The sequence below is a fragment of the Bacillus sp. D386 genome, assembly GCF_006346415.1.
Map to the genome: position 1 here is coordinate 983,870 of NZ_VEMV01000001.1, position 17,910 is coordinate 1,001,779.

Sequence of the window (17,910 nt, forward strand, 5' to 3'; positions counted from 1 at the left end):
AAAGTCACTCTACTTTAAATCTATCAAATTATTATGCAATCAGTATATGTTCTTTAATCGTTTCGATCACGCCTGACTGATTATTTGTTTTTGTTTCAAATCTGGCTATGTCCTTTATTTGATCATGGGCATTTCCCATCGCAAAGCTATAATAAGCACTTTGCATCATTTCAAGGTCATTTAAATAATCACCGAATACCATTGTTTCATTATGGTGTATATTTAAAAGCTCTTGTACTCGCTTTATGGCGATGCCTTTATTGGCACCCGCATTCATAATATCCATCCAAAAATAGCCACCGATCGTCACTTGATAATCCTTTTTAAATGAAGTAAAGAAGGTTGCACTGTTTTGCTCAGCCCCCTTGAAATCAAGAAGGCTTACCTTTAAAATCTCATCTTCTACAAGCATTAAATCTTCAACCAAATCACATCGGGCATAATATTTATTTACTTCTGCAAGTGCCTCTGGTTCCGACCTTTCAATATAGGCTGCTTTTTTCCCACAAAGGACGATATGTACTCCCTCAATGGTTCTTGCTATTTTTATAAATTTTCTTGCCTCTTCAAGGTTTAGTGTATGAGAATATAACTCTTCCCCTTTATATACAACATATGTTCCATTCTCAGCAATAAATAGCATTTGTTCTTTTATATCATGAAATCTCTCTACAAGATTATAATATTGACGCCCACTGGCTGCTCCAAAAATAATCCCTTTCTTTTTTAATTTATAAAAAACTTCATAAAAATCCTCAGGGAATTGGTTATGATCATCTAAAAATGTGCCGTCCATATCTGTTGCTATTAATTTAATCATGTAATGCCCTCTCTCCTCGATGCTATTTATAAATTTATTATAAATGACTTCTACCTCTTTTACATGATTCAAAGCATTTTCCATCATCGGTCTCACTTTTTAGAAAATTTTTATATTTATTTTAAAGTCATTATTGGGACATATGTCCTTGTCAGTCAGTTTGTTATATAAGTATAATTCTTCAAGGCTGATGGTTATTTTTATTGCCATTGAGCAAAATGATTGTAAATAAATAAAAAGATTGAGAGGTTTTTTTAATGAGCATTATTCTCGGTATTCTCGGAATCGCATTGCTAATAGGAATTTCCTATTTATTTTCCAATGATAAAAAGAATATCAATTTTAAAGCTGTTGCCATCATGATTGGCTTCCAGTTAGTTCTAACTTTCTTATTACTAGGTACAACTGTCGGTTTAAAGATAGTTGATGCAGTGGCTGGAGCGTTCAATAAATTATTAAGTTACTCCCAGGAAGGTATCGAATTCGTAATTGGTGGATGGATTCCTGAAGGAGGTTCTCCATTCTTTGTAAATGTCTTAATGCCTGTTATTTTTACATCTGCATTATTATCTGTACTTACACATTACAAAATTCTTCCTTATATTATCAAATATATTGGCGGACTTATTTCAAAAATCACTGGTTTACCTCAAGTAGAAAGCTTCAATGCTGTTAACTCTATATTTTTCGGTCAATCAGAAGCAATTCTTGCAATTAAAAGTCAAATTGGTAAGCTAAATTCAAACAGACTATTTATTGTTTCAACATCAGCAATGGCAAGCGTATCTGCAGCGTTGATTGCATCCTATATGACAATGCTGCCTGCGAAATTTGTATTAATCGCTATTTTCCTTAATATGTTCAGTGCATTAATCATTACTTCCATCATGACACCAGTTAAAGCAACGAAGGAAGATACTGAAATCGATATTAACGATATGGTTCAAACAAAAAATGTATTTGAAGCCATTGGTGCCGGAGCATTAGACGGTGGAAAAGTAGTCGTAATTGTTGCTGTAATGCTAGTTGCATATTTAGCAATCCTAGGACTTTTAAATGGTATTGTTGGCGGAATTGTTGGAGTTGATTTAACTACAATTGTAGGATATCTCTTATCTCCAATCGCTTTCATTATGGGTATTCCAGCAAGCGAAATGATCACAGCTGGATCTGTAATGGGTACAAAATTGTTAGCAAACGAATTTGCTGCGATTTTACAATTCCAACCTTTAATGGCTGACATGTCTGAGAAAGCAGTTGCTGTTATTTCCACATTCTTAATCTCATTTGCTAACTTCTCTTCTATTGGTATCATTAGCGGATCTATCCAAGCGATCAATGGTGCAAAAGCAAAAGAAGTAAGCGCATTTGGTTTCAAACTATTCATCGTAGCTACAATGGCATCTATCTTGTCTGCTACAATTGTAGGATTATTTATTTAATAATTACCTCGGATAGGATTCTTGGAGATAACCCAAGAATCCTATCTTTTTTTATAAAAATTAGCGATCCCTATTCCTACGATTTCTCCTAACTTGTACTTGTATATTTTCCCTTTAAAAATAGTAATGAAAAATCAAAGAAAGGTTACCCTAAGCTTAATCCACGAAAAGGAGTGAGTAATATGGGTAAAGACCGACAAGAAAAGAAGCTGAGAAACAGCAAGCGCGTTGAATCTGACCGTGATCAAGCACTACATAATAATGGTTCTACGCGTTTGGACACAGCTGATGAAGCACGAAAAGACCAATAATCTTGTAGCTTATATAAACTTCTTCTCAGGAGGCGTCCAAATGTTTTTTACTCTCATGAAAACCTTACACCTCGGGATTATTGGCGGCGCTCTTTATTTGTTAGTAGAGCTAATATGGAGGGGACATACTCATTGGACAATGGGGGTGCTTGGTGGTATTTGCTTCACTCTGTTTGGGTTCCTGACTCTAATTAAGATCCCGCTGTATCTGAAAGCTTTGGCAGGTACTCTTTTAGTGACCTTCCTAGAGCTATGCGCCGGTCTTATTTTAAATATATGGCTAAAGCTATCTATATGGGATTATAGTGCCCTTCCTTTTAATCTTTATGGACAAATTTGTGTACCCTATGCTCTATTATGGTTGCCTTTATCAATAGCTGGAATTATCCTATATCCGCGTTTACACTCTTGGTTATTCCAGAAAAATCACTCAAACCTTCGCATAAATTAATAAAGGAGACCAATGAGCTTCATTGGTCCCTCACCTATTCAATCATCAATCTAAATTGTTCTTCCGTTATAATAGGCACTTTAAGAGATTTTGCCTTTCTATATTTGACTGTCCCTACCCCTTTTGACCCCATTAATAAGTAATCTGTTTGGTTCGTAACCGCTCCCGCCAGTACTCCACCAGCTTGTTCAATTAATTTCCTGAAATCATATCTTCTTATTGAAAGTGTACCAGTTATAACCACAGTCTTACCTTTTATTCCATGCTGCTCTCGATTGAATACCGGTTTATTCCTGCAATCGCTATTTGTACAATATAGTTGCTCACCATCATTCTTTACTTTATCCCCACAATTAGGGCAAAATTCAGGTAGGACAAAGCAAGTTTCTGTACCTGTCCGTTTTTCTATTTCCACCCCTATAATAGTTTGTACATCCGACATCAAAACCTGGTCGCCAATTCGAATATCCATTAACTTGATTAAAGAGAATCCATGCATCCGAAGGGAATAATAACGTTCTCCTGCTAGATCAATCGCTTTTATTCTGACAATAGGCTCAATCCTTCCAGATGGAATTACCTCAGGACAAATATCATCAACTGTTAAAATTGCTTCATCAGATGAAAAAGGTAATATGAACCCTTCGTTGCAGTCATGTGAATCAGCAGAAAGTATTTGCAGACCTGATACGGAATAGCCTATCTCTTGACGGTGATACTCCATAAAAGTCTCGTAAAATAAATGAATTCCTTCAATACTATTTTCAATTTGCTCATAATAGACCACGTGAAATCCTTGATTCTTTAGAAACTCTACCTGTTCAATCTCATTATAACCACTGTCATTATCCAAGCCGAATATATCAACAATATTTGAAACAATGACCCTTAGCTTTCTTTGCTCATAATCCATCTGCTGCTGGAGTATTTTTTTCGTTAAATCTTTATGATGTAAATACAGGCCATTTCGATTCAACTTTTCAAAATCCGAGAAGGTGTGAATGACATGTGCCCTCACCTTTAATAATCCCTTAAACAAAATCTTGTCAGGGACATCCACACTGATTCGAACCACTTGAGTTACATCCACTTCAAAATGGTTTTGATCAACCATGATTACCTTATTAAGAAGTCCATTTTGATATGTCATTTCTACTGTTAAACCATTGATGAGTAATTTGATAAGCAAAGGATTGCCAGCTTGCTTTAAGTATTCTTTAAGTCGTAGTTGGTATTTATCTGTATGAGTCATTGTCAGTTCCTTTATAAAATCCTATTTGACTTGTAAATTGTATATCTATATTTTAACAGGTTGTTTGAACATTTTATTTATGGAAAATTTAACATCTACTATCTGTGATAACGGTCAATTTTTTCCTTCAAACAGGTCTTCCACTTATTCAGTCGCGCACTGGTACATAATCCTTACTGCATTATAGATAATTGAGGTAATTATAGATAAAGAAACCTTATACCAAAAAGTCATCTTTCGATGTATGATAGTTGTTATGACAACTTAGAAGAAGGATGTGGACTATGAAAAAGTGGATTGCGATTATCACCATACTCATACTAGCCATTCTGACTGCAGCCAGCTTCTACTTTTATAAAGTAGCCGTTTATCGTTCTGATAAGGATTTTCTAGATGATAATCCAGATTTAGATGTCTCAACCGACAACTCTCTACTGGAACAGGCACTTTCATGGATGAGCAAATCAAACTTTGAGACTGTATCAATCACTTCTATGGATGGTCTGAAATTAAAAGGCTATTATTTGGAAGCTAATGAACCAACCAATCAAACCGTTATTATTGCGCATGGATACGCAGGCAAGGCTAAGAATATGGCTGCATACGCAAAATATTATCATGAAACTTTAAATTATAATGTGCTTATGCCGGATGCGCGTGGACATGGTGCTAGCGAAGGGGATTATATTGGTTTTGGTTGGCCAGAGCGCAAGGATTATCTTCAATGGATTGATTATATAATCGATCGTAAAGGAGAAGATTCAAACATCGCCCTGCATGGTGTTTCGATGGGGGCATCTACTGTCTTAATGACAAGCGGCGAAGAGCTGACAAATCAAGTAAAAGCAATTATTGCCGATTGCGGATATACGTCTGCCAAAGATGTTCTATCCTATCAATTGAAAAGAATGTATCATCTTCCAAGCTTCCCAATTATCCAAACTACTAGTTTGTTAACAAAAATCCGGGCAGGGTACTCTTTTGGAGAAGCTTCAGCTATCGAGCAGGTCAAGAAGACAAATTTACCCATCCTCTATATCCATGGTGAAGCTGATACCTTTGTTCCAGTTGAAATGGTACATGAGCTTTATGAGGCTACTCCATCAGAAAAAGACCTCTATTCAGTACCGAAAGCAGAGCATGGCAATGCCTATGATATAAATCCAGCATTGTATGAAGAAAAAGTTAGTTCATTTTTAACAAACTATATGCCAAACAAATAATAAAAGCCCTTGTCCTCCATTTCATCTGGAGAATAAGGGCTTTTCAAGTTTACTTCCGTTCTTTTCTTTTTCGAATATACCAAACAATACACAGGATAAATAGCACAATGAGTATGACATAGATTACATTTGAGAAAGTGTCCATATAGTTTACAATCTCATGCCAATTTTCTCCCACACTTGCTCCCAGGTTGACCAGGATGGTATTCCAGACAACTGTCCCTATTGTTGTAAACAAAATGAATAATGGAAAATTCATATTGGACATCCCTGCAGGAATAGAAATTAGGCTCCGAATTAAGGGAATTAGACGGCAGAATAAGACTGTCCAAATACCATACTTATCAAACCAGGCATCAGCCTTATAAATGTCTTCTTTTGTAAGACGAAGGATCTTCCCATACCGATCAATTATTTTTTCCAAACGACTGACATCAAGCAATCGGCCAATGAAATATAAAATAATTGCACCGGAAACCGAACCTATTGTAGATACCAATATGACACCAACTACCGTTAACTGAGTTTCATGTGTCATATATCCTCCAAACGTTAAAATCACTTCAGACGGAATAGGAGGAAATACATTTTCTAAAGCAATTAGGAGAAACACTCCCCAATAACCAAATTGATTCATCAAGTCCATTATCCAAGACTCCAATTGGACCATCCTTTCTATGTATCAGTTATGTGTTATGACCAATCAGAAATACCTTTAAAGCACTATCATAATATTCCTTCTTTGGACAATCATAGTAATCTTCATTATACAATATCAACATAAAGCTAGGAGAAAGTAAAATAAATGCCCTTAGCCTCTCCTATAATATAGGCTAGGAAGAAAAACATATAGATGTATATTTCCAAATTACTGCTGGTGTCTATCATTATTATCATTATAGGATGTCAACTCAGCAGATATAAATCCAAGGAAATTTATGCAACGTATGAGTAAATCACGATACGTATTTGACTCCCTTTCTTTCCTGACTTGTCGGTATCATCTATTGAATATCGAAGAGAAGTGATTCTGCTGTTAAGGGGGCATAATAATTATGTTTTCAATCCTATTATTTATTGGTGCCCTTCTTTTTCTATATCTGTTTATGTATAGATTATTGTATGTAGTATATAACGAAATAGCTTTAAATTGGTTTCAAAAATCTATTGAAGTAATGTTTTCGATATTATATTATATTGAAATAATAATTACCAAGTTATACGAGGAGGATTAAATTATGCTTAAAAATCCAATCCTATGGACAAGCATCACTGCCATACTTACTGTTCTAGTTTATATCGATACTTTTTTTCTTGGCGTATTTTTATTCACTATTCCTATGGCAGTGGTAGTTGCTATTATTTCAACAATTATATCTGTACTACAAAAAAAATATAAATACATATTCTATAACTTAGTTTTAGCTATAATTGCATGTTTGTGTTATCTCATATTTCCGTGGTAGTAATAACTTTTCAAAGGATGCCTATTTGGGTGTCCTTTTTTAGTTGGCTAGTTTCCAGAAAAATGTCTTATTAATACGTTCACTCATTACTTAACATTTCTATATTCCGTAACCATTTCTTCAAACATTTGATACTTAAACTTTTTTAAATCTAAATATCTTTTATTATCAATCCTTTTTACTGCTTCCTCTTGATTTACCTTTTTAAATACATTTTTCATATTTATTAAATTCTTCGGTGGATCCAGCCAATTTGAATCTACAATCCTGATAAAACTGGTTAAGTCTGGGGTTATTGGACACACAATCTAGTCTTAAATACATATATCGACCGGAAAATATCTCTTCAATCCACCGAATTATTTCACACCCCAGTCCCTGCCCTCTATATTCATTATTTACAGCAAGGCGATGTAAATATATGGAACTATCCTCTTGATTCCCCCATAAATCGAGATCCCATTCACTTTGAACAGATGATAAAGTAAAGGTCCCTATCAGATTATTTTCATACTTTGCTACATAGGTCTCTTTGTTGAGAATAGCACGCTCTATATCGAGACCCTCTCCTCCGGACAATAAATAAGACCATTGATCAATTTCCTCAGATTTGAGCCATGACGCAGCCCCTTTTAATAGTTCGATAATCTCCATGGTTTCTGAATCCTTGGCTAATCGAATTTTTAGTTTCATCTATCGCTTACTCCTTTGCGAATTTAATAAATCTGGTTACAGGTTAATAGACAGGGTATAGCTTTTATTCAGGGACAAACTCTCTGTGAATCACGTTTGAAAAAGTTTATATCTTAATCTTACGATTGAACTGAAACGTCGATTACTATCTATGTCTCTTTATAATACCTCAAAAATGCTTGTCCGATTATTGGACGGACCTCCTTCACTACACGATTATATGCTGAAGGAGATAGAAAAATGAGTTTTAAGAAAATCAATACAGTGATATTGCCCATAAGTACTTTAAAAATAAAACCAGCCGCGCAAAAAAACACAGCTGGTTTGCCTTTAATACAATCAATCTATGACTGGACTTCCGTTGTCCTTTCACGCCATACAAAGGAAATCAGCAAGCTAATTCCCAATAATATAGCCGCAAAAATATATGGGTAGATCAGATCAATAACAAATAAAATCCCGCCAATTGCCGGTCCGATAATATTCCCAACACTCGTGAATGCTGAGTTCATACCACTGACAAATCCCTGATCTTTTCCGGCTATACGAGATAGATAAGTCGTTATTGCCGGTCTGATTAAGTCAAAAGCAAGGAATACCAAAAACGTTACCGCCAACACGCTCCAATAAGCGGATGCTCTTGTTAAAAGGAACGCAAAAACAGCTCCTACCAGTAAACATAGCTTAACCAGCCATATTTCCCCGATTACTCTTGTAATTCTCTCGAATAAAAATACTTGTGCGATGACTCCTAATATGGCACTAACCGTAATGAGCATCGCTATATCTTTAGCAGTGAAGCCATATTTTTGATCAACGAATAAGCTATACATAGATTCAAAGGTAGATAGACCAAGTGAAGATGATAAGATAATTAGGAACGGAATAAGGTAAATAATCGTAAATAGCTTATGATATCCTTTCTTGCCAGGTACTTCTTTTGAAGAATTCGTTTCTACTGTGCGCTCAGGTTCCTTCAACATTAAAATGGAGAAGATTCCCGCGAAAATCCCTAGTCCAGCGGCGAAATAAAAAGGCACTCGCGTACCTATATCCGCTAAGAAACCACCAATTCCCGGTCCAATGATAAAGCCTGTATTAATTGCTGCTGATAAATACCCCAATGCTCTTGGACGTTCCTTCATTGTGGTAATATCTGCGATAAATGCTGTTACTGCAGGCATAATAAATGCCGCACTAACTCCACCTAAAATTCTGGACAGGAACAGTACCCATACCTGTTCTCCCAAACCGAATATCAACTCTGATATGCCAAATAAAAACATACCGATTATAATCATACGCTTACGTCCGTATAAATCCACCCATTTCCCTGCAAATGGTGAGAAAATGAGCTGTGCGACCGCAAACGCTGAAACGAGGTAGCCCATAATCGTGCCATCGAGGTTAAGTTCTCGCATAAGTGTAGGCATAACTGGTATTACAAGGCCAATCCCTAAAAATGCAATAAACATATTACTTAATAAAAGGATAAGTACTTTATTCTGATTCTTGCTGCCTGACATCGTTTTACTCCTTTTCTTGTATACTAGTTTATAATTCCTACTAATAAAAATAAACCCTATAGTTACTATAGGGTCAAGTAGATTTTATTCGTACTTTCAATTCAACGATAAAATCATCTTCATTGACTGCCGTATCGGTAAAAGGCATATACAACTCATAGACGATTTTTTCAGTTGGTATTTTTCTGTTTATAATATAAGAATAAAGCGTCTCATAAGAGGATTCATATACTCCTTCTGCTGAATGGAAGGCAATACATACGTATTCACCGGCAGGTAATTCACCAATCTCCATATATTTATTTGAGACCGTGATTTCCTCGTCCGTGAGAACTGGTGTAAAGATAGATGTATATTGCCAATCTAACATAGAATCATATTTTTTTAATGGATACGTCGCACAATAGACACTATCAAATACCGTCCCATGGTCTTCTAATACTTTCATTAAATGGCCGTATTCTTTTACTGGAATAATAGTGGCAGATGAAGGTGCCTGATTATAAGTAAGAATACGCTGTTTATCATATTTTTTTATATACACTTTTTCTAATTGTTCAGGAGAGGGTTGATTTAGTATTTGCTTCTTCTTATAACGCAGAATGGCCTTAACATCCTCCAGCCGACGCAGCTGCTGCTCAATTTTACTTTCCTGCGCATCTAAAAATTCAGCCATCTCCCCCGCTGATAACTGTAATACAGATTTTATCTCACTCAACGGGACTCCGACATGCTTCAGTGATTTAATGATATCCAAATAAAACAGCTGCGTATTGCTATAATATCGATATTGATTATCAGGATCGGTATAGGAAGGTTTAAATAAGCCAATCTTATCGTAAAACCGTAATGTTTGAACGGATGTATTCGTAAGCTTTGACACTTCACCAATCAAAAAATACTGCTTCTCCATGTTATGCTCCTTATCGTCTCTTTCGTGCGATTAGATATACTTTATTATAAATCATTCAAGGATATTTAGGAGCCAATGAAAAAAACTGATAAGAAAAGAGATTGATATCTATCCGTTCGAATCAGTTCATTTATTATTAATTATACTATTTCTTTAAACATCTCGACTGTTTGTTCTTTTGTTGGCATGAAAGGATTACCTGGTGCACATGCATCTTTCAATGCATTTTCAGAGAGAAGATCCAAATCAGGATTTTCAACTCCAAGTTCTTTTAAAGATTTAGGGATCCCAACTTCTTCAGACAATGCAACAACTTTATCTAAAACAAAAGCACTGCATTGTTCATCTGTTTTACCTTTTATATCAAAATTCAATGCTTCAGCTATTAAACGGAATTTCTGAGGAGCATACTTTGCATTCTCACGTTCCACAATTGGCAATAGCATCGCATTGCAAACACCATGCGGCAAATCATAAATGCCCCCCAATTGATGAGCCATTGCATGGACAAATCCTAGACCTGCATTTGAAAATGCCATACCTCCAAGGAAGCAAGCATAGACCATTTTTTCACGCGCATCGATATTTTTACCATCCTTAACTGCAGTCGGCAGTGCATCAAATATTAATTTAACTGCTTCAATAGCAGTGGCATCTGTAATGGCATTAGCTCCTGGCGTTACAAGAGTTTCAATCGCATGAGTCAATGCGTCCATTCCGGTTGCAGCAGTCAATGAAGCTGGTTTATCAACCATTAGCTCCGGATCACTTACAGAAAGAATCGCCAAGCTATTTTTATCCACACAAACCATTTTAACCCCACGAACTTCATCTGTAATTACATAGTTAATTGTTAATTCAGCTGAAGTTCCAGCAGTTGTATTCACCGCAACTGTTGGAAAACCTAATTTCTTCGATTTATGTAATCCTTCATAATCACGTATGTTCCCTCCATTTGTCACAAGCACACTGATCCCGCTTGCACAATCCTGAGGTGAACCACCACCGATTGAAAGGATAAAATCACAATCCTCTTTTTTTAAAATATCCAATCCTTTATGAACCTCTACACATGTAGGGTTTGGCTTCACATCATTGTATATACTATAGGAGACTCCTATTAAATCTAGTTGGTCTGTAACCTGTTTAACTACACCCGATTCACACAGAAATTTATCTGTCACAATTAATGCCTTTTTGAACCCAAAGGTTTTTACCTCTGGTCCTAATTCTTTTAAACACCCACGTCCGACTAAATTTTTACTTGGTAGATAGTACATTATAATCGACGGCCTCCTAAATAATGCTCATAATTTCACAAATTAATGTAAAGAATTCTCCTTATATTATCAATCGTAATATAAAGAGAATTCCATATTACAAGAAGTTCAATTAACTAACCTTTCCATAGCGTTCCTCTTGAATTTCCTCCAATGTTTTCCCTCTCGTCTCTGGTGCCATTATTAACCCAATAACCATATGGACAATCAGGAATCCAATCATAATTGCACCTGCCCACTTAAATCCGATTACCGTTATCATAATTGGCACGACAAGTGAAATTAAGCCTACACCAACACGTGCAACAAAGAACATTACTCCCTGAGCCTGAGCTCGATATTTTGTATGGAAAAGCTCTCCAGCCCATAAACCGTAGAAGCATTGCGCACCAAATCCACAAGCCACACCCCAAAGTAGAACATAGATTAACAATTCAGTAATACCCATACTACCGAATGCAAGAACAGCCCAAGCTACGATCCCCATTGCAGCTCCCACACCAAACAATAATTTCCTACTTACTTTATCGCCTAATTTAATAAACACAAAGTATGTAGATGCAACCGTTAAAATCCACAAGAAACATTGCAGTAAATTTGCTTGTCCTGATGTTAATCCCCCTACTGTTTCATAAATATATGGCATAAAGTATCCATTCGTACCTGCCACGAGATTCCAGAAGAAATAAATCCCAATCAATAGTGTTAACGCTTTCACATTAGCTTTATTTGTAAATAATTCTTTCAGAGAACCTATCTGAATTTTACCCTGTTCTTTGTCTTTTGCTTCTTTTTCTTTTTGCTCTTCCCAAATACTAGATTCATTAATTTGTTGTTGCAAGATCCATGTAATTAATGCCACTACCACTAATTGAGCGAAAATGATTCGACTACCCAACAAGCCTAATGGAGCCAATAAAACAGATAATAGTAGTGAAATTGCAGGTCCTACGCCCCAGGCAAGCTGTCCCCAACCAACGTGGGCGGCGCGTTCTTTTGCTGGAGCTTCTTCAGCAATATATGTCCAAGCAGCAGGTATAGCAGCACCTACGGCAATTCCAAGAATTACATACCCTACTAATAACATTGGGAAGTTAAAGGAGAGTGCAATGCAAAGTGCTCCCAACATATAGACTAATAAGTCATATTTATAGATAAATTTACGGCCATATTTATCAACAAGAAAACCACCTATTAATGCTCCAATTGCTGCACCGAAACCGTTTGCGCTTATGGCTCCCAACAAACCTACTTTTGCATCATTGAGTCCTAAATATTCAACCCAAAGACTTAATCCTCCTGCACCTGCAACAATCGAGCCTGCTTCTAAATAGTTTGACATCGCTACCGTGATTGTAGATTTCAAACTTCCTTTTTCGGCCATTCTTCCTGCTCCTCTCCACAAGACTACCTGCACCCGGTTTCAAATTGCCATACACCGGATGCAGTTGGCATGGTTATTTTAAGTAAAATACTTCTTGTAAATCAGTCGATACAGGGCTGTTATCAGAGTTTGTTTCCATTAAAGGTTCCATATAAGCCCACCATTTTTTGCAAACTTCTGTTTCAGACATTTGATTCCATTTTTCTTCATCTTCAATTTCCAGATAAGCAAACAGTTGCCCTGTTTCTTCCATTAAAAAAATCGAATAGTTATGAGCTCCATGGTTTCTTAACTCGTCAGCCATTTCCGGCCATAACTCATCATGTCGTTTTTTATATTCTTCATATTGATCCTGATAAACTGTCATAATACTTGCTTTTCTAATCATCTTTACCACTCCAGTTCAGTACTTATTAGAGTCTAACACCTATATTTAATATGCCTTCTCTCGGTTTCACTCCAAATGCATCAGCCAAATCCTGCAGTTGCCTATCTATTATGGTTTGTTTTTTACCACCTTGTGCACATACGATGGTATATACTTCTGCAGCTTTTTCTGCTGTTTCAATCAGACCAAATGTCTCATCCATTGTTGTTCCCGCTCCAAAAATCCCATGATGTGGCCACATTACAATCCTTACATCCTTCATTTTTTCTGCAGATGCGACACCAATGGCATCTGTGCCTGGTACCATCCAAGGAATAATTCCTATACCTTCTGGAAATACAACAATACATTCTGTACACATTTCCCATAATGTTTTAGTGAATTCCTTCTCTTCAAGACTGTGAGTAAATGTCATTGCAATCAGATTAGTCGCATGGCAATGCATGATAACACGATGGTTCGGATCTACACTTAAACGTTGAATATGATTCATTAAGTGGGTTGGCAGCTCACTTGTCGCTTTTCCACCATCTTCAAATCCCCACAACAATTCATAGCTTGAACCATCAGCACTTATACGAATAATACCGAGATTAACTGCTGGGTTTGTCATGACATTTTTAAAATATTTACCAGATCCAGTTACAATCAAATAACGACCTGCCAAAGCACTGGCATCAAAACTCATTTTTTCTGTACGTAAAACGTTAGTTGTATCAATGTATTGGGATAATTCTTCTTCGCTTAACAAATAACTGATATTTCCTCCGTTTCTTTCATCCCAACCCAATCGATATAAATTGGCTGTGGTTTCACACATTTCCTTTAGAAATGGTGCTTGTAAAATACTTGAAGACATAACATTCACCTTTTTCCTTAATTTAAGTTAAATCCGGATCCCATGTAAAATTCATATTTTAATACAGGGCTCTAGTCGTTTCCTTAAGCCAGTACTGATTCCTGACCTCTCTTCGCCAATACTTCCTGTTCATATTGTTTAACTTCCTTCAACCAATCCTGTCGTACAGGTACATTTTGGGATTCGCAATAATAATCCCAAATGGCTCCGAATGGATATGATTTTAATTCTTCCATTAGCGCCAAACGAGTCGTATAATCACCTGATAATTCAACCTCTTTTAAATGGGCAGTTGGCTCAAGTAATGCAAGTAACAACGCTTTTAGCATATTGCGAGTTCCAATTACCAAAGCCGCCACACGGTTAATGGACCCATCAAAGAAATCCAAACCTATATGAGTCGTATCCAACATGTCATTGACCACTAACTCCCGTGCAATTGCCTGCAATTCATCATCAAATGCTACAACATGATCACTATCCCAACGGATCGGTCTGCTTACATGCAGTAATAACCTTTCAGTAAATAGTTTCATGGCAGATAATTTATTTGATACAACTTCAGTTGGATGGAAGTGGCCTGCATCAAGACAAATCAATTTGTTTCTTGATAAACCATAGCCCATATAAAATTCATGTGAACCAACTGTATAACTTTCAGCGCCGATACCGAATAATTTACTTTCTAAAGCATCAAGGTTATACTCCGGATCAAGCTTTTCTTCAAAGACTAAATCCAGTGATTCCTCTAAACGTTTACGCGGAGCAAGTCTATCTACAGGGATATCTTTATATCCATCAGGAACCCACAAATTCGTTACACATGTTTGTCCCAATTCTTTGCCGAAATACTCTCCAATCCGACGAGAACGCTTACAATGTTCAATCCAGAAATCACGAATTTCTTTATTCGGATGGCTCAATGTAAATCCGTCATCAGATTTAGGGTGCGAGAAACAGGTAGGATTAAAATCCAAACCAATTCCCTGTTCTTTAGCCCAATCAACCCATTTAGAGAAATGACGTGGTTCCAGTTCATCTAGATCTATCGTTTCATCTGTATCCGCATAAATGGCATGCAGATTTAATTTATGTTTACCAGGAATCAATGAATATGCCTTTTCTAAATCAGCCCTTAATTCTTCTGGTGTTCTTGCAACGCCAGGATAATTACCTGTTACAGAAATACCTCCTGTCAACTCCTGATCTTTACTAAGAAATCCACTAACATCATCTCCTTGCCAACAGTGCATGGAAATTTTGATATTTTTCAGCCTTTCAAGTGCAGTCTCTACATCTACTCCCAATTGTTCATATTGTTCTTTAGCCAATAAATAGTTCTGTTTGATTTTTTCGTTCATCTGATGTTACCTCCTTGAATTTATTAAGTAATCTTTCACGGTCAACGGGTTCTGATCTATATTCTTTTATTTCAAAAGATTCACGAATGAATTGCCTTGCAACATCCATTGATTTGAGTTCTCCTATTGCAATCATTTGGATAATCAGATTGCCGACCGCAGTCGCCTCTGTTGGCCCCGCGAATACCTGCCTACCACTCATATTAGCCGTCAGTTGGTTAAGCAACTCATTATGAGCCCCACCGCCGACGATGTGGATACAATCGATTTTCTTACCTGTTATTTCTTCTAATTCATCCAATGCAATTGAATAAACGATTGCGAGGTTTATATATATGCAACTTGCTAATTCACCCGCTGTTTCTGGAATTCTTTGATCCGTTTCACGACAATACTCCTGGATTTCTTCAATCATATTTTTGGGATTCATAAATCTATCATCATTGAAATTAATATAAGGTTCATAGCTTTCGACTATCCTAGCTTCTTCAACAAATTCTGCAAATGTATAGTTAACTGGCAAAAGTCTTCTTACTTCCTGTATTAGCCACATTCCAATGATGTTTTTTAAAAAGCGGGTAGTATGGAACCCACCCCATTCATTTGTGTAATTATGTTTATATGCCGATTCAGAAACCACTGGCTCTGGCAATTCCATCCCTAACAATGACCATGTACCACTGCTTAAATATGCCCAATTATTACTTTCTCCTGGTGTTCCTAGTACAGCTGAGGCTGTATCATGCGTAGCAACAGTTATTACTTTGCAATCTGGGAGATTGTATTCAGGAAATTTCTCCTTCTGTAAATCTCCAAGAATGTAGCCTGGTTGTACCAAGGGTGGAAATTGTTCCTTGTTGATCCTTAATATTTGAAGAAGCTCTTCATCAAAATCTCCAGTATGTACATTTAATAATTGGGTAGTAGAAGCGTTTGTCACTTCTGTAACTGCTTTTCCAGTGAGGCAATAACCTAAGTAGTCCGGAACCATTAAAATATATTTCGTCTGCTCGAGCATTTTGTCCTCTTCTTCATATAGTTGATAGAAGGTATTAAAATTTTGAAACTGAATGCCTGTTTTATTATAAATACTCTTTTTGGGAATCATTTTTGTAACTTTTTCAATCGTATTTTCAGTTCGGTTATCCCGATAACTAATTACTTCTTGTAAACGCTTACCTTTTTGGTCTACTAGAACATAGTCAACTGCCCATGTATCAATTCCAACTATACAGTTGTCGTAACCCTTTTCCTTTACAACTGCAAGCCCTTTAACAATTTCAGTTAACAAATGATCGATATCCCATCGGTAAAATCCATCTTTCTCCATAAAACCGTTTGCAAATCTGTGAATCTCTTTGATTTCAAGTTTTTGATTGATAATCTCTCCCATAACCAATCGACCACTTGAAGCCCCAATATCAACTGCAATATAAGGCAACGATAATCACTCTCCCTTTATGGCGATGCTCCTTTTTGTTTACAAGTTCATGTTACTCTCGAAACAAAATAAATTCAACATATTTTTTTGTTTTATTTGTTTTTTATGACAAAATTTCCGACAAATTTTCGAATTTCAAAAATAAAACAACATTTTCTCTTTGTTTTTTTGTATACTGCTTTCATTCTGTTGTTTTTTTGTTAAAATAGGAGAGTCAATAACATATAAAGGGTGGGTGAGGATGAAAGCCTTTGAAAGACGAGAAAAAATCACTAATATGCTACATAGAGAAAAAAAAGTATTAGTTGCTCAATTAGCCGTGATTTTTTCTGTAACTGAAGAAACCATTCGTCGTGACTTGGAAAAACTGGAGAAAGACGGAATTCTTACTCGTAATCATGGTGGGGCAGTAATAAATATACAAAACGAGGATTTACCATATAGAATGCGTCATACCAGAAAACTTGAAGAAAAAAAAGCGATAGCACAAACTTTGCTACCATTAATACAAGAATCCAGCACCATCATGGCAGACTCCAGTTCAACAGTTTATGAATCTTTACATATTTTAATGATTGAACGGAATAACTTAACTGTAATTTCAAACTCCGTCAACATCTTACAATCCATTAAACATGAGAACCATACAGTTATCTCTACTGGAGGTACTCTTAAAGATCAAACTAACTCGTTATCCGGAGTTATCGCACGGAGCTCTTTACTTCAGTATAATGTGGATATTGCTTTGATCAGTTGTAAAGGTGTTTCTATGCAGAATGGAATAACTGATTCAAATGAACAAGAAGCTGAATTAAAAAAGGTAATGTCCAAGCAAGCTAATAAAACGATTCTGCTTGTTGATTCCAGTAAATTTGATCATACTGGATTTATAAAAATGTTTAATTTCCATCAAATCGACTATTTAATTACTGATAAAAAACCTGATAATGATTGGATTGTTTTTTTAGAGAACCAAAATATCATAGTTTTATATCCGGATAAAAGCTAAATATCGACTCCAACCTAATTGTAATAAATGTTTAATATAAAAGTGTTAACATAATGGGAGACCATTATGTTAATTACAATTAACCTTGCTC

At 36.1% G+C, this 17,910-nt stretch carries 17 protein-coding genes; 5 read left to right on the forward strand and 12 right to left on the reverse strand.

Features of this window, described 5'->3' with window-relative positions; translation table 11 throughout:
• Nucleotides 1–31: 31 nt before the first annotated feature.
• A complete protein-coding gene (locus FHY45_RS04805) occupies nucleotides 32–820 on the reverse strand; it encodes an HAD family hydrolase (RefSeq protein WP_066102422.1) in 789 nt (262 codons plus the stop codon).
• A 257-nt stretch (nucleotides 821–1,077) separates the two neighbouring features.
• On the opposite strand from FHY45_RS04805, the gene FHY45_RS04810 reads away from it, so the two are divergent.
• The 3 genes from FHY45_RS04810 to FHY45_RS04820 all read left to right on the forward strand — a co-directional run bounded on the left by FHY45_RS04810 (nucleotide 1,078) and on the right by FHY45_RS04820 (nucleotide 3,024).
• Nucleotides 1,078–2,262 carry a NupC/NupG family nucleoside CNT transporter gene (locus tag FHY45_RS04810; protein ID WP_139891524.1) on the forward strand — a complete coding sequence of 395 codons (1,185 nt, stop codon included), beginning with the start codon at nucleotides 1,078–1,080 and terminating at the stop codon, nucleotides 2,260–2,262.
• Nucleotides 2,263–2,444: 182 nt separating this feature from the next.
• Nucleotides 2,445–2,573, forward strand: coding sequence for a YpzI family protein (locus FHY45_RS04815; RefSeq protein ID WP_066102064.1), 129 nt, complete (start codon nucleotides 2,445–2,447; stop codon nucleotides 2,571–2,573).
• Nucleotides 2,574–2,613: 40 nt separating this feature from the next.
• Nucleotides 2,614–3,024, forward strand: a complete 411-nt coding sequence (locus FHY45_RS04820; protein ID WP_066102067.1) for a putative ABC transporter permease — start codon at nucleotides 2,614–2,616, stop codon at nucleotides 3,022–3,024.
• A 34-nt stretch (nucleotides 3,025–3,058) separates the two neighbouring features.
• On the opposite strand, the gene FHY45_RS04825 is transcribed toward FHY45_RS04820, so the two are convergent.
• Complete coding sequence (locus FHY45_RS04825; protein ID WP_139891525.1) at nucleotides 3,059–4,276, reverse strand: BRCT domain-containing protein; 1,218 nt, start codon at nucleotides 4,274–4,276, stop codon at nucleotides 3,059–3,061.
• A gap of 284 nt (nucleotides 4,277–4,560) precedes the next feature.
• On the opposite strand from FHY45_RS04825, the gene FHY45_RS04830 reads away from it, so the two are divergent.
• Nucleotides 4,561–5,499 carry an alpha/beta hydrolase gene (locus FHY45_RS04830; RefSeq protein WP_139891526.1) on the forward strand — a complete coding sequence of 313 codons (939 nt, stop codon included), beginning with the start codon at nucleotides 4,561–4,563 and terminating at the stop codon, nucleotides 5,497–5,499.
• Between the two features lie 49 nt (nucleotides 5,500–5,548).
• Here the strand turns inward: FHY45_RS04830 and FHY45_RS04835 are convergent, their stop codons facing one another.
• The 10 genes from FHY45_RS04835 to rhaB all read right to left on the reverse strand — a co-directional run bounded on the left by FHY45_RS04835 (nucleotide 5,549) and on the right by rhaB (nucleotide 16,810).
• Nucleotides 5,549–6,160 (reverse strand): DedA family protein, encoded by a 612-nt coding sequence (locus FHY45_RS04835; RefSeq protein ID WP_066102076.1) that lies wholly within the window; start codon nucleotides 6,158–6,160, stop codon nucleotides 5,549–5,551.
• Between the two features lie 1,009 nt (nucleotides 6,161–7,169).
• On the reverse strand, nucleotides 7,170–7,658 hold the full coding sequence (locus FHY45_RS04840) for a GNAT family N-acetyltransferase (RefSeq protein WP_139891527.1): 489 nt from the start codon (nucleotides 7,656–7,658) through the stop codon (nucleotides 7,170–7,172).
• Between the two features lie 344 nt (nucleotides 7,659–8,002).
• The gene (locus tag FHY45_RS04845) at nucleotides 8,003–9,184 is read right to left on the reverse strand and encodes an MFS transporter (RefSeq protein WP_139891528.1); all 1,182 of its coding nucleotides are present in this window, start codon (nucleotides 9,182–9,184) and stop codon (nucleotides 8,003–8,005) included.
• 73 nt (nucleotides 9,185–9,257) lie between these two features.
• Nucleotides 9,258–10,097, reverse strand: coding sequence for a MerR family transcriptional regulator (locus FHY45_RS04850; protein ID WP_066102093.1), 840 nt, complete (start codon nucleotides 10,095–10,097; stop codon nucleotides 9,258–9,260).
• A gap of 140 nt (nucleotides 10,098–10,237) precedes the next feature.
• Entirely contained in the window at nucleotides 10,238–11,377 is a 1,140-nt protein-coding gene (locus tag FHY45_RS04855) for an iron-containing alcohol dehydrogenase (RefSeq protein WP_139891529.1), read from the reverse strand.
• A 112-nt stretch (nucleotides 11,378–11,489) separates the two neighbouring features.
• Nucleotides 11,490–12,761 carry an MFS transporter gene (locus FHY45_RS04860; RefSeq protein WP_139891530.1) on the reverse strand — a complete coding sequence of 424 codons (1,272 nt, stop codon included), beginning with the start codon at nucleotides 12,759–12,761 and terminating at the stop codon, nucleotides 11,490–11,492.
• A 73-nt stretch (nucleotides 12,762–12,834) separates the two neighbouring features.
• On the reverse strand, nucleotides 12,835–13,149 hold the full coding sequence (rhaM, locus tag FHY45_RS04865; protein WP_139891531.1) for an L-rhamnose mutarotase: 315 nt from the start codon (nucleotides 13,147–13,149) through the stop codon (nucleotides 12,835–12,837).
• A 25-nt stretch (nucleotides 13,150–13,174) separates the two neighbouring features.
• Nucleotides 13,175–14,008, reverse strand: coding sequence for a rhamnulose-1-phosphate aldolase (gene rhaD / locus FHY45_RS04870; RefSeq protein WP_139891532.1), 834 nt, complete (start codon nucleotides 14,006–14,008; stop codon nucleotides 13,175–13,177).
• 83 nt (nucleotides 14,009–14,091) lie between these two features.
• Complete coding sequence (gene rhaA, locus FHY45_RS04875; RefSeq protein WP_139891533.1) at nucleotides 14,092–15,369, reverse strand: L-rhamnose isomerase; 1,278 nt, start codon at nucleotides 15,367–15,369, stop codon at nucleotides 14,092–14,094.
• Nucleotides 15,332–16,810, reverse strand: coding sequence for a rhamnulokinase (rhaB, locus tag FHY45_RS04880; RefSeq protein WP_139891534.1), 1,479 nt, complete (start codon nucleotides 16,808–16,810; stop codon nucleotides 15,332–15,334). Before rhaB ends, rhaA begins: the two co-directional genes overlap by 38 nt.
• A 241-nt stretch (nucleotides 16,811–17,051) precedes the next feature.
• On the opposite strand from rhaB, the gene FHY45_RS04885 reads away from it, so the two are divergent.
• Complete coding sequence (locus FHY45_RS04885) at nucleotides 17,052–17,819, forward strand: DeoR/GlpR family DNA-binding transcription regulator (RefSeq protein WP_139891535.1); 768 nt, start codon at nucleotides 17,052–17,054, stop codon at nucleotides 17,817–17,819.
• Nucleotides 17,820–17,910 lie beyond the last annotated feature (91 nt).